Below are 12,957 nucleotides of genomic sequence, written 5' to 3' on the forward strand. Positions count from 1 at the left end.
CCACGACGTTACCGCGCACTGCTCTATTGGGCGCCCGGGCGCGATGTGGCGATATCCACTAAGTACAAGGCTAGCCTTGCCTAATACCCCAGGTGTAGCCTCCTTCGCCATGACCTCATCGCCGTCCACCGTCAGCACTACGCTGCTGAGCATCCTGCGCGACGACCTCAACATTGACCTGACTCGAGTCACGCCTGATGCCAGGTTGGTCGACGATGTGGGACTGGATTCGGTGGCCTTCGCGGTCGGTATGGTGGCCATCGAGGAGCGGCTCGGAGTCGCACTGTCCGAAGAGGAGCTCTTGACGTGCGACACGGTCGGAGAACTGGAGGCAGCGATCGCGGCCAAATACCGCGATGAGTGAGCTCGCGGCCGTGCTCACGCGGTCCATGCAGGCCTCTGCCGGCGACTTGATGGTCCTCGACCGCGAGACCTCGCTGTGGTGTCGGCACCCGTGGCCCGAGGTACACGGGCTGGCCGAGAGCGTAGCGGCCTGGCTGCTAGACCATGACCGACCCGCCGCGGTGGGTCTGGTCGGCGAACCGACGGTCGAGTTGGTCGCCGCGATCCAGGGTGCCTGGCTTGCCGGCGCTGCCGTGTCGATCCTGCCCGGGCCGGTACGTGGCGCCAATGACCAGCGATGGGCGGACGCGACGTTGACCCGTTTCCTCGGGATTGGGGTGCGCACCGTATTGAGCCAGGGTTCCTACCTTGCCCGCCTGCGATCGGTCGATACGGCCGGCGTAACGATCGGAGATCTCAGCACGGCGGCGCACACCAATCGTTCGGCCACACCGGTGGCGAGTGAAGGGCCCGCGGTCCTTCAAGGTACCGCGGGATCGACGGGCGCGCCCCGTACCGCCATCCTTTCGCCGGGCGCGGTGCTCAGCAACTTGCGTGGGCTCAATCAGCGCGTGGGCACCGATGCTGCGACCGACGTCGGTTGCTCATGGTTACCGCTGTACCACGACATGGGGCTCGCTTTCGTGCTCTCTGCTGCGCTGGCCGGTGCGCCGCTCTGGTTGGCCCCGACGACGGCGTTCACGGCGTCGCCGTTCCGTTGGTTGAGTTGGCTCTCGGACAGTGGTGCCACCATGACCGCGGCACCGAACTTCGCCTACAACCTCATCGGCAAATACGCCAGGCGGGTATCCGAGGTCGACCTGGGTGCCCTGCGAGTGACGCTCAACGGTGGAGAGCCGGTTGACTGCGATGGGCTGACGCGGTTCGCGGAGGCGATGGCACCGTTCGGATTCGATGCCGGCGCCGTGTTGCCCTCCTACGGGCTCGCCGAGTCGACGTGCGCGGTGACCGTGCCGGTCCCCGGAATTGGGTTGCTTGCCGACCGTGTCATCGACGGCAGCGGTGCGCATAAGCACGCGGTCCTGGGTAACCCCATCCCCGGTATGGAGGTACGGATCTCGTGCGGTGATCAGGCGGCAGGCAATGCGAGCCGTGAAATTGGCGAAATCGAGATTCGCGGTGCGTCGATGATGGCGGGTTACCTGGGTCAGCAGCCGATCGACCCTGACGATTGGTTTGCCACCGGCGACCTCGGCTATCTTGGCGCTGGCGGCCTGGTGGTGTGTGGTCGCGCGAAGGAAGTCATCTCCATCGCGGGACGCAACATCTTTCCGACGGAGGTCGAGCTGGTGGCAGCGCAAGTTCGCGGAGTGCGCGAAGGCGCCGTGGTCGCCTTGGGCACCGGTGATCGCTCGACCCGCCCCGGTCTGGTGGTCGCGGCCGAGTTCCGCGGCCCAGACGAGGCGAACGCCCGCGCCGAACTGATCCAACGCGTTGCGTCCGAGTGCGGTATCGTCCCGTCCGACGTCGTCTTCGTGTCGCCTGGATCACTGCCCCGGACGTCGTCTGGAAAACTGCGCCGCTTGGCAGTCCGGCGCTCCCTGGAGATGGCGGACTGATGACGGCCGGCTCCGACCTCGACGACTTCCGCGGTTTGCTCGCCAAAGCGTTCGACGAGCGGGTGGTGGCATGGACCGCAGAAGCGGAAGCGCAGGAACGTTTTCCGCGCCAGTTGATCGAACACCTGGGTGTCTGCGGCGTATTCGATGCGAAGTGGGCGACCGACGCCCGTCCCGACGTCGGTAAACTCGTCGAACTCGCTTTCGCGTTGGGCCAGCTGGCCTCTGCCGGCATCGGTGTGGGTGTCAGCTTGCATGACTCGGCGATCGCGATTTTGCGCCGGTTTGGTAAGTCGGACTACTTGCGGGATATCTGCGATCAGGCGATCCGTGGCGCCGCGGTGCTGTGCATCGGAGCCTCGGAGGAGTCCGGCGGATCCGACCTGCAGATCGTCGAAACCGAGATACGGTCCCGTGACGGTGGTTTCGAGGTCCGCGGCGTCAAGAAATTCGTGTCGCTGTCTCCGATCGCCGACCACATCATGGTGGTGGCCCGCAGCGTCGACCACGATCCGACCAGTAGGCACGGCAATGTCGCGGTCGTGGCCGTGCCGGCCGCACAAGTCAGCGTGCAGACCCCCTACCGCAAGGTCGGTGCGGGACCGCTGGATACCGCCGCGGTCTGCATCGACACCTGGGTACCGGCCGATGCACTGGTTGCGCGGGCCGGCACGGGGCTGGCAGCCATCAGTTGGGGACTGGCTCATGAGCGGATGTCGATCGCCGGGCAGATCGCAGCGTCGTGTCAACGGGCGATCGGAATCACCCTGGCCCGCATGATGAGTCGACGTCAGTTCGGTCAGACGCTGTTCGAACACCAGGCGCTGCGGCTGCGTATGGCGGACCTGCAGGCGCGTGTCGATCTGCTGCGGTACGCGCTGCACGGCATCGCTGAACAGGGGAGACTGGAACTGCGCACGGCGGCAGCGGTCAAAGTCACCGCCGCCCGGCTCGGTGAGGAAGTCATCTCCGAATGCATGCACATCTTCGGTGGGGCGGGTTATCTTGTCGACGAAACGACGCTTGGCAAATGGTGGCGGGACATGAAGCTCGCCCGGGTCGGCGGCGGCACCGACGAGGTGCTGTGGGAATTGGTGGCTGCCGGCATGACGCCCGATCACGACGGTTACGCAGCCGTGGTCGGAGCTTCCAAAGCGTAGAGCGCCATGCGCCGGTTTGTCGTGTCATGCTCACCGAGGAACTTGCATCCGGCCCACTCACACAACCGACGGGTCGCGGTGTTGCGGTGATCGGGGTCGAACATGATCCGCCGGCAACGCGGCTCGTTGGCAAAGACGCTGGCCACGATCCGCGGTAGCAGCAGCGGGCCGAAGCCCCGATTGACCTTCGACAAGTCCGCGATGGCCGCGTGCAGCCCCAAATCGTAGGGGTCTGCGTCGTAGTAGTGAGAAATCAAATCCTTTGCTGCCCAGTATAATTCGAGATAACCACCATCTGTTCCGTGCCAGCTGCCGATCAATGGCAACGAATAGGTTCCCTCAAGTTGGGCGTTCAGGTGTTGACGCCAACGTGACGCCGGCCAGTCGTACTCCCAGGCCGCCGCCAGATGAGGACGGTTCATCCACTCCGCCAACATCTCCGCGTCGGTCAGCTGTGCGACCCGCAACCCGTATGGCGGCTCCAACGATGGAACGGGCGGGCGGGCGAGGCGTCGTACCTGGTCAGGTAGGTCGAATCGCTCGCGGGCTAGCCGAACCAGCGCGTCGTCGGCCTGGCCAGCGGATGTGGGTTTGGTCATTGCGGGCCGAGCTTACCGGAGGGCTCGCTGCTTAGGTTAGGCATGCCATACATGCGTGAGCCGGGATCACGTCGCCCGCTGCCCGGCTGTCCGGGGGTCGAGGCGGTACGATCGCTACGCCCGCGGGCGTGATGAAATTGGCAAACATGCCGGTTTTAGGTGCCGGTGCTCGAAAGAGTTTGAGGGTTCGAGTCCCTCCGCCCGCACTCCATGGTCCCCGAGTTTGACCTTCGGTAAGGCAACCCTTAGTTTGGACGAGATCGTCCGACTGGGGCCGACTGGGTTGTATGCGCGGGCTGAGTATCAGCGCGGTCGCGGCGCAGCTCGGGGTATCGGCGGAGCGCGACGCCGTTGCACGCCGGTTGGCCGGTAACCCAGCGTTCGTGGTCGCCCGATCTGAGAAGTCGTGGCGGATTAGGCCGCCGCGAGAGAGGACCGCTGATGGCACGCGGGTTGCAGGGTGTGATGTTGCGCAGTTTCGGCGCGCGCGACCACACCGCAACGGTGATCGAAACCATTTCGATTGCACCGCATTTCGTGCGGGTCCGGATGGTTTCGCCGACGCTCTTCCAGGATGCGGAGGCTGAGCCCGCCGCATGGCTGCGGTTCTGGTTCCCCGACCCGAACGGGTCCAACACCGAGTTCCAGCGCGCCTATACGATCTCCGAAGCTGACCCCGCCGCGGGCCGCTTCGCGGTCGACGTTGTATTGCATGACCCGGCGGGTCCGGCCTCGTCGTGGGCGCGCACCGTCAAACCTGGCGCAACCATAGCGGTCATGTCGCTGATGGGCTCATCGCGGTTCGACGTGCCCGAGGAGCAGCCCGCCGGGTATCTGCTAATCGGCGACTCGGCGTCGATTCCGGGGATGAACGGGATCATCGAAACGGTCCCGAACGACGTCCCGATCGAGATGTACCTTGAACAACACGACGACAACGACACGTTGATCCCGCTCGCAAAGCATCCCCGGCTGCGGGTGCGCTGGGTTATGCGCCGCGACGAGAAATCGCTGGCCGAGGCGATCGAGAACCGCGACTGGTCGGACTGGTATGCGTGGGCGACGCCAGAGGCTGCCGCGCTGAAATGCGTCCGGGTGCGGCTGCGCGACGAGTTCGGGTTCCCTAAGTCCGAGATCCACGCTCAGGCTTACTGGAACGCCGGGCGTGCCATGGGCACCCACCGAGCAACCGAACCGGCGGCCACCGAACCTGAGGTGGGCGCAGCCCCGCAGCCAGAATCGGCGGTGCCTGCCCCGGCGCGTGGCAGCTGGCGCGCTCAGGCTGCCAGCCGGCTGCTGGCGCCGCTAAAGCTGCCGCTGGTGCTCTCGGGTGTGCTTGCGGCTCTGGTCACGCTGGCGCAGTTGGCGCCGTTCGTGCTGTTGGTCGAGCTGTCAAGGCTGCTGGTCTCCGGCGCCGGCGCGCACCGGTTGTTCACGGTCGGGTTCGCCGCGGTGGGGTTGCTGGGGACCGGGGCCTTGCTGGCAGCCGCCCTCACGCTGTGGCTGCACGTGATCGATGCCCGCTTCGCCAGGGCGTTGCGCTTGCGGCTGCTGAGCAAGCTGTCCCGGTTGCCGCTGGGCTGGTTCACCAGCCGCGGGTCCGGATCGATCAAAAAATTGGTCACCGACGACACGCTGGCGTTGCACTACTTGGTCACCCATGCCGTTCCGGACGCGGTCGCCGCGGTTGTCGCCCCGGTGGGGGTGCTGGTCTATCTGTTCGTCGTGGACTGGCGAGTGGCGCTGGTCTTGTTCGGGCCGGTTCTGGTCTACCTGACCATCACGTCATCGCTCACGATCCAATCCGGGCCCCGCATTGTTCAAGCGCAGCGGTGGGCAGAGAAGATGAACGGCGAAGCGGGTAGTTACCTCGAGGGTCAGCCGGTGATTCGCGTCTTCGGCGCCGCGTCATCGAGCTTCCGTCGCCGGTTGGACGAGTACATCGGATTCCTGGTCGCCTGGCAGCGGCCGCTGGCCGGCAAGAAAACCCTGATGGATCTGGCCACTCGCCCAGCAACGTTCCTGTGGCTCATCGCCGCTACCGGCACCTTGTTGGTAGCCACGCATCGAATGGATCCGGTGAATTTGTTGCCGTTCATGTTCTTGGGTACCACGTTCGGTGCCCGCCTGCTCGGGATCGCCTACGGGCTCGGCGGCCTACGCACGGGACTTCTGGCGGCCCGGCACCTGCAAGTCACACTCGACGAAACCGAACTCGCCGTGCGGGAACATCCGCGCGAACCGCTCGACGGCGAGGCGCCAGCAACTGTGGTGTTCGACCACGTCACCTTCGGGTACCGCCCTGGAGTGCCGGTGATCCAGGATGTATCGCTTACGCTGCGGCCGGGCACGGTCACCGCGCTCGTCGGCCCGTCCGGCTCCGGCAAGTCGACACTGGCCACCCTGCTGGCTCGATTCCACGATGTCGAGCGAGGTGCGATACGCGTTGGTGGACAGGATATTCGATCACTGGCCGCGGACGAGCTGTACACGCGAGTCGGCTTTGTGCTACAGGAAGCCCAGCTTGTGCATGGCACCGCCGCCGAAAACATCGCGCTGGCGGTACCGGATGCCCCCGCCGAACAGGTCCAGGTCGCGGCCCGCGAAGCGCAAATCCACGACCGGGTGCTTCGGCTGCCGGACGGCTACGATACCGTGCTCGGAGCCAACAGTGGTCTTTCGGGCGGGGAGCGACAGCGGCTCACCATTGCCCGTGCCATCCTCGGCGACACTCCGGTCCTCATCCTCGACGAGGCCACCGCGTTTGCCGATCCGGAATCGGAATACCTTGTGCAACAGGCGCTTAACCGGCTGACCCGGGACCGCACCGTGCTGGTAATCGCCCATCGACTGCATACCATCACCCGGGCCGACCAGATCGTCGTGCTCGATCATGGTCGGATCGTCGAACGCGGCACCCACGAGGAGTTGCTTGCCGCGGGCGGACGCTACTGCCGGCTGTGGGACACCGGCCAGGGCAGCCGGGTGGCGGTCGCCGCAGCGCAGGACGGCACCCGATGATCCGCACCTGGATAGCCCTTGTTCCGAACGACCACCGCGCCAGGCTAATCGGCTTTGCGCTGCTCGCGTTTTGTTCCGTTGTCGCGCGAGCGGTGGGCACCGTGTTGCTGGTGCCGCTGATGGCGGCGTTGTTCGGGGAGGCGCCGCAGCGCGCGTGGCTGTGGCTGGGCTGGCTGTCCGCCGCGACCGTGGCCGGGTGGGTGCTAGACGCCGTGACCGCACGCATCGGTATCGAGCTGGGTTTCGCCGTCCTTAACCACACCCAACATGATGTGGCGGACCGGCTTCCGGTTGTCCGGTTGGATTGGTTTACCGCCGAAAACACCGCGACGGCACGGCAGGCGATCGCGGCCACCGGGCCGGAACTTGTTGGCCTGGTGGTTAATCTGGTGACACCGTTGACCAGCGCGATCCTGCTGCCGGCAGTGATCGCGCTGGCCCTGTTGCCGATCTCCTGGCAGCTCGGCGTGGCTGCACTGGCCGGCGTGCCGTTGCTGCTGGGGGCGCTGTGGGCCTCCGCAGCCTTTGCGCGGCGTGCCGATACCGCAGCAGACAAAGCCAATACCGCGCTCACCGAACGGATTATCGAGTTCGCTCGGACTCAACAGGCATTGCGGGCCGCCCGGCGCGTCGAGCCGGCTCGAAGTCTGGTCGGCAACGCTCTGGCCAGCCAGCACACCGCGACGATGCGGTTGCTGGGCATGCAGATACCGGGCCAGCTGTTGTTCAGCATCGCCAGCCAACTGGCTTTGATCGTGCTCGCCGGCACCACCGCGGCGCTGACCATCACGGGAACGCTCACGGTTCCCGAGGCCATCGCCCTGATCGTGGTGATGGTCCGTTACCTCGAGCCGTTCACCGCTGTCAGCGAGTTGGCGCCGGCCCTCGAGAGCACCCGCGCGACCCTGGGGCGCATCGGATCGGTGCTTACCGCACCGGTCATGGTGGCCGGGTCTGGCACGTGGCGTGACGGCGCCGTGGTCCCGCGTATCGAGTTCGACGACGTCGCCTTCGGCTACGACGGCGGCAGCGGGCCGGTCCTCGACGGGGTCAGCTTCTGCTTGCAGCCGGGAACCACGACGGCGATCGTCGGACCGTCTGGCTGCGGAAAGAGCACGATCCTGGCGCTGATCGCGGGCCTGCACCAGCCCACTCGCGGTCGTGTCCTCATCGACGGCACCGATGTCGCGACGCTGGATGCCCGGGCGCAGCAGGCGGTCTGCAGTGTCGTGTTCCAACATCCTTACCTGTTCCACGGGACGATCCGCGACAACGTGTTCGCTGCAGACCCGGGCGCTAGTGACGATCAGTTTGCGCAAGCCGTCCGGCTGGCGCGGGTGGACGAGCTCATCGCCAGGCTGCCAGACGGCGCAAACACAATCGTTGGCGAAGCCGGCTCGGCGCTGTCCGGCGGCGAGCGGCAACGCGTAAGCATCGCACGGGCTCTGCTGAAAGCCGCTCCGGTGCTACTGGTCGACGAGGCGACCAGCGCACTGGACGCCGAGAATGAGGCCGCGGTGGTCGACGCGCTTGCGGCCGATCCGCGATCACGCACCCGGGTGATCGTCGCCCATCGGTTGGCAAGCATCCGTCATGCCGACCGCGTCCTGTTTGTTGACGATGGCCGAGTGGTCGAGGACGGTTCGATCTCCGAGTTGCTCACCGCGGGTGGGCGTTTCAGTCAGTTCTGGCGCCAACAGCACGAGGCCGCCGAGTGGCAGATCCTCGCCGAGTAACGCGAGAAACCACCGCGCCACGCAGATAGCCACTTCCTCCGTGAATCTGCATCGCGAGGTCGGCCACCTTGCCAGCTAGTTCGGTGTAGAAGAGCTTCGCCGCCGACGGTGCAAAATATGATATTCGCATGGCGTCATTGCTGAACGCTCGGACTGCCGTAATTACCGGCGGTGCACAAGGGCTGGGGTTAGCTATCGGCCAGCGATTCGTTGCCGAGGGTGCACGGGTTGTGCTTGGTGATGTGAATCTCGAAGCGACCGAGGTCGCAGCCAAGCGGCTGGGCGGCGATGACGTTGCTCTGGCGGTGCGGTGCGATGTGACTCAAGCCGACGACGTCGACATCCTCATCCGGACCGCTGTCGAGCGTTTCGGCGGTCTGGATGTCATGGTCAACAACGCCGGGATCACCCGCGACGCAACGATGCGCACGATGACCGAAGAGCAGTTCGATCAGGTCATCGCGGTGCATCTGAAGGGAACATGGAACGGTACCCGGCTGGCGGCGGCAATCATGCGGGAACGCAAGCGGGGCGCCATTGTGAACATGTCTTCGGTGTCAGGCAAGGTCGGTATGGTCGGCCAAACCAACTACTCAGCGGCCAAGGCCGGCATCGTAGGAATGACCAAGGCGGCCGCCAAAGAACTTGCACACCTCGGCATTCGGGTAAACGCAATAGCTCCGGGGTTGATCCGTTCAGCGATGACAGAAGCTATGCCGCAACGCATTTGGGACCAGAAGCTTGCCGAAGTTCCGATGGGTCGCGCCGGCGAGCCCAGCGAAGTCGCTAGCGTGGCCGTGTTCTTGGCTTCGGATCTATCCTCGTACATGACCGGCACCGTGTTGGACGTGACTGGCGGCCGGTTCATATGACACCGAGATCATTGCCACGGTACGGCAATTCGTCAAGAAGGAAATCTTTCCCAATGCACCGGCCCTCGAACGTGGCAACAGCTACCCGCAAGAAATCGTCGATCGGCTGGGTGTTATTGGCTTGCTCGGTCGCCGGCTGCAAGGGTATCGACACCACCGAGTTCATTCTCGGGCGTGCCGGCGCATTCGAGCTGGCGGTGCGCGCTGCCCAGCACCGTCATAGGTACTTGACGATGGTCAACGTCGGACGAGCGCCACCACGTCGCTGCCGAACGGTATGCATGGCGGCTACCGATACTCCGCGGAATATCAGATTGAACGGCTGATGCCTGATGCGCCCGTTGCTGCTCAGCGGAGCGGGAACCAGCGCGATCCAGAAGCCTCTGAGGACTCGAAGGCTGGCCTCCGGAGTCCATCGATGATGTGCAGTTGCATCGCGATTGCCGCCAGGGGCGTTGTCGCTTGAGCACATCTGGGCATAGGCTGCCATCTTGGAGGGCAGGCAACCTGCATGATAGGGAGGAGAATATGGCCCGCACGCTTGCGTTGCGCGCATCGGCGGGACTCGTCGCGGGTATGGCAATGGCCGCGATCACGCTCGCACCTGGGGCCCGCGCCGAAACCGGTGAGCAATTCCCCGGGGATGGGGTGTTTCTCGTGGGAACTGACATTGCGCCAGGCACCTACCGCACGGAGGGGCCGTCGAATCCCCTTATTTTGGTGTTCGGCAGGGTGTCCGAGCTCTCAACCTGCTCATGGTCGACACACAGCGCACCCGAGGTGAGCAATGAGAACATTGTCGACACCAACACCTCTATGGGCCCGATGTCAGTGGTGATCCCGCCGACCGTGGCAGCCTTCCAGACGCATAACTGCAAGCTTTGGATGCGGATCTCATAGGGGCCGGCGTACCCGGTACCGGCCGCGGGCCTACCACGTGCCGGAACTGGAAGCGCAGTAAGCCCTCAACGCGCCACCGCTTTGGCCCGCGCGCCCGGCGTAGGCGCATCGGCGGTGGCCGTGGGGCGGCGCACTGCGACCTCACCAGCGGCTTTCGAGCTTTGTTCGATCAACCGGCCAGCATGGTCGAGGATGCATTCGAGACCATATTCGAAATTGGTTTCATCGGGGGCCCCGATCCGATGCCCCCTCCCAGTTGCGTGAGCAAGCAGCGGAGTCGTCGCGGGATCGATGGCCACGGGGTGTTCAATGGCGGATGGTCCGCTGCCCGCCGACTGGCTCTTGCGGGAGAGCCGATCTAGCACCACCGATCCGCGCACGTGGACCGAAACCGCCGAGTAGATGTCGAAAGCGTCTTCGAGCGACAGGCCCGCCGTCACCAGATTGGCGATGGCCTTCTCCATCTCTTGGGCGCCCAACCGCGCCGTTTTCGGGGACAGCGCCGCTCGAATCAGTATCAGATCGCACAGTACGGGGTTGTCCGCGAACGTCTTCCGCATCGAGCGGGCATGATTGCGCAACGTTTCGCGCCAGTCGCCGGCTTCGATGTACGGGGTAGCGAACACGTACTTGCTCAAAGCGCGGTCGGTCATCGCGTTGAGCAGATCGTCCTTCTTGCGGAAGTACCAGTAGATGCTGGTGACCCCGACGCCAAGGTGTTTGCCGAGCAATGGCATGCTCAAGTTGTCTATCGATACCTGCTGGGCGAGTTCGAATGCGCCGCTGATGATGTCCTCGGGGTTGATGGATCCGCGCTGCCGTCGTTGACGCTTGCCTGGGGTTGTCTGCATTGCCGTTACGGCACCTCCATCAAGATAACGCCGGGTCAGTTGCAGGTATGCAGGTCGGCGGTAGTCGTCGTGCGGACAACATGTGCCGCATGGCCTCCCCGGGGACAGGCCGGGAGAACAAGAAGCCTTGCGCACGGTAACAGCGCTGATCCAATAGAATTCTGGCGGCAGCCTCGGTCTCGACGCCTTCGGCTACTACATCGAGTTGGAAGCCTTCGGCGAGTGTCATGATGCCGCGCACAATGACCAGATCGCTAGTGTTGGTTCCGAGTTGCCGCACGAATGTTTTGTCGATCTTGAGCGTGTCGATCGGTAGCGTCTGCAACAGTGATATGGCGCTATAGCCGGTGCCGAAATCGTCGATAGCGATGTGAACGCCGACTTCTTTGAGTCGAGCCAGGGTGGCTCTGGCGGTATGTAGGTCTTGCACCACAACGTTTTCGGTGATTTCCAAACACACGGACGAGGCGTCCAGACCGTGCTGGCCGATCGTGTCTGCGACGAAGTCAACAAACCCGCCCGTCACCAGCTGTCCAGCTGAGACGTTGATACGCAGCAGCGCGTCGTGGCCCAAACCGGCTGACTGCCACTCGGAGAATTCATTGCAGGCCCTCCGCAGCACCCATCTATCCAATTCGCCTGCAAGGTTGATGGATTCGGCCACAGGGATGAAGCAGCCCGGTGCCAGCAGCCCACGGGTGGGGTGCTGCCACCGGACCAATGCCTCGGTCCCGACAATGTCGCCGGTCCGTAGGTCGACCTCGGGTAGGTAGACCAGGCGAAGGGCGTCGGATTCGATACCACGTCGAAGGTGTAGTTCAATATCGTTGCGCAGTTCGCCGCTGACCGACATGTCCGCGGTGAAAATCGCGACGCTATCTCCGCCGGCGTGTTTGGCTGCCAGAGCGGCTTGGTCGGCTCGGCGCAGGAGGTCCGACGGTGTGTGCTGTCCGGGAGTCCCTGAGGCGACACCGATACTGACGGTGCGGGTGAGCACCTCACCGCCGATAGCGACGTGGTCCTTGAGCTGGTCGCGAAGACGTTCGGCGAGCGGTTGAGCGGCATCGGCACTCATTGGAGATGCGGGTATGAGGACGAATTCGTCGCCGCCGAGTCGGGCGATCAGGCTCTCGCCAACGAGTGCGTCACCGATCCGTTGGGCGAACACATGGATGAACTGGTCACCGGCGGCGTGGCCCAGGTAGTCGTTGATGGCCTTGAGGCGGTCCAAGTCGAGAAATAGCGCCGCGACCGGGCCAGGTTGTCCGGGGGCCAGTCTTTGGTCCAGGTGCTGCAGCAACGCGCGACGGTTATGCAGTCCGGTCAGATCGTCATGGTCGGCCAGATAGCGAAGCCGCGCCTCGGCGGCGACGCGAGCCTGCACCTGGGCGAAGAGTGTAGCGATGGTCATGAGGGCGTTAAGCTCGGCCTCGTGCCATTTCCGATCACCGAACTTGATGAACCCCAGCAGTCCAGTGGTGATCTCGCCAGATACCAGCGGCACGGCGGCAGCCGACGTTACCGGAACCCCGCGGGCTTCTTCGATGAGGCGTTGATAGTCCTCGGTGGCCGGCTCGGGCCGGAACACGAGAGGCTCTTTGGCGTGTTCGCATAGCGCAAACACCGGGTCGGCATCAGCGAAGTAGATCAGCCTGAGCGGATCGGGGTCCGGTATGTTGAGGCGAGGTGGCCATTCGGCCACCAGCCTCGTCGCGCGCCTGTCGCGATCGTTATGACGCAAAAAGCTGACATCTACGCCCAGCTGTTCCACTAGATAGGCCAAAACGCGCTGACTGACTTCGGCTGACGTGGCAGCGTCGACTGTCATGAGCTGGTTGGCTACGGTGGTGACGAGCTCCTCAAGCTGCGGCGTCGCGGTGTCGTTGCACATCTCGG

11 protein-coding genes and 1 tRNA gene are annotated in these 12,957 nt (G+C 64.5%); 9 read left to right on the plus strand and 3 right to left on the minus strand.

The genetic code is table 11. The features are described 5' to 3' along the window. Window positions 1-43: 43 nt before the first annotated feature. From mbtL to mbtN, 3 genes are read left to right on the plus strand one after another with little or no spacing between them, the layout of a single operon-like run. Window positions 44-364 (plus strand): acyl carrier protein MbtL, encoded by a 321-nt coding sequence (gene mbtL, locus Rv1344; RefSeq protein ID NP_215860.1) that lies wholly within the window; start codon window positions 44-46, stop codon window positions 362-364. Beyond that, a complete protein-coding gene (gene mbtM, locus Rv1345; protein NP_215861.1) occupies window positions 357-1,922 on the plus strand; it encodes a long-chain-fatty-acid--ACP ligase MbtM in 1,566 nt (521 codons plus the stop codon). Before mbtL ends, mbtM begins: the two co-directional genes overlap by 8 nt. After that, window positions 1,922-3,082, plus strand: coding sequence for an acyl-[acyl-carrier-protein] dehydrogenase MbtN (gene mbtN / locus Rv1346; RefSeq protein ID NP_215862.1), 1,161 nt, complete (start codon window positions 1,922-1,924; stop codon window positions 3,080-3,082). Before mbtM ends, mbtN begins: the two co-directional genes overlap by 1 nt. On the opposite strand, the gene mbtK is transcribed toward mbtN, so the two are convergent. Then, window positions 3,049-3,681: a lysine N-acetyltransferase MbtK gene (mbtK, locus tag Rv1347c; RefSeq protein ID NP_215863.1), complete on the minus strand. Its 633-nt coding sequence runs from the start codon at window positions 3,679-3,681 to the stop codon at window positions 3,049-3,051. The two genes, mbtN and mbtK, sit on opposite strands and share 34 nt — an antisense overlap. Window positions 3,682-3,803: 122 nt before the next feature. Here mbtK and leuW point away from each other — a divergent pair. The 6 genes from leuW (at window position 3,804) to Rv1352 (ending at window position 10,210) form a co-directional block, all read left to right on the plus strand. Continuing rightward, window positions 3,804-3,887: transfer RNA gene (leuW, locus tag Rvnt19), tRNA-Leu, on the plus strand. A gap of 235 nt (window positions 3,888-4,122) precedes the next feature. Next, window positions 4,123-6,702, plus strand: coding sequence for an iron ABC transporter ATP-binding protein/permease IrtA (gene irtA, locus Rv1348; RefSeq protein NP_215864.1), 2,580 nt, complete (start codon window positions 4,123-4,125; stop codon window positions 6,700-6,702). Beyond that, entirely contained in the window at window positions 6,699-8,438 is a 1,740-nt protein-coding gene (gene irtB, locus Rv1349; protein ID NP_215865.1) for an iron ABC transporter ATP-binding protein/permease IrtB, read from the plus strand. Before irtA ends, irtB begins: the two co-directional genes overlap by 4 nt. Before the next feature lie 128 nt (window positions 8,439-8,566). Continuing rightward, complete coding sequence (gene fabG2, locus Rv1350) at window positions 8,567-9,310, plus strand: 3-oxoacyl-ACP reductase FabG (RefSeq protein NP_215866.1); 744 nt, start codon at window positions 8,567-8,569, stop codon at window positions 9,308-9,310. After that, a complete protein-coding gene (locus Rv1351) occupies window positions 9,307-9,636 on the plus strand; it encodes a hypothetical protein (protein NP_215867.1) in 330 nt (109 codons plus the stop codon). The genes fabG2 and Rv1351 overlap by 4 nt, the downstream gene beginning before the upstream one ends. A gap of 202 nt (window positions 9,637-9,838) precedes the next feature. Beyond that, window positions 9,839-10,210 carry a hypothetical protein gene (locus tag Rv1352; protein NP_215868.1) on the plus strand — a complete coding sequence of 124 codons (372 nt, stop codon included), beginning with the start codon at window positions 9,839-9,841 and terminating at the stop codon, window positions 10,208-10,210. A gap of 65 nt (window positions 10,211-10,275) precedes the next feature. Here the strand turns inward: Rv1352 and Rv1353c are convergent, their stop codons facing one another. Both Rv1353c and Rv1354c read right to left on the minus strand, forming a co-directional pair. Beyond that, on the minus strand, window positions 10,276-11,061 hold the full coding sequence (locus Rv1353c; RefSeq protein ID NP_215869.1) for an HTH-type transcriptional regulator: 786 nt from the start codon (window positions 11,059-11,061) through the stop codon (window positions 10,276-10,278). Window positions 11,062-11,080: 19 nt separating this feature from the next. Continuing rightward, the gene (locus Rv1354c) at window positions 11,081-12,952 is read right to left on the minus strand and encodes a hypothetical protein (RefSeq protein ID NP_215870.1); all 1,872 of its coding nucleotides are present in this window, start codon (window positions 12,950-12,952) and stop codon (window positions 11,081-11,083) included. Between the last annotated feature and the right edge of the window lie 5 nt (window positions 12,953-12,957).

It is taken from the genome of Mycobacterium tuberculosis H37Rv, from assembly GCF_000195955.2.
Taxonomy (GTDB): domain Bacteria; phylum Actinomycetota; class Actinomycetes; order Mycobacteriales; family Mycobacteriaceae; genus Mycobacterium; species Mycobacterium tuberculosis.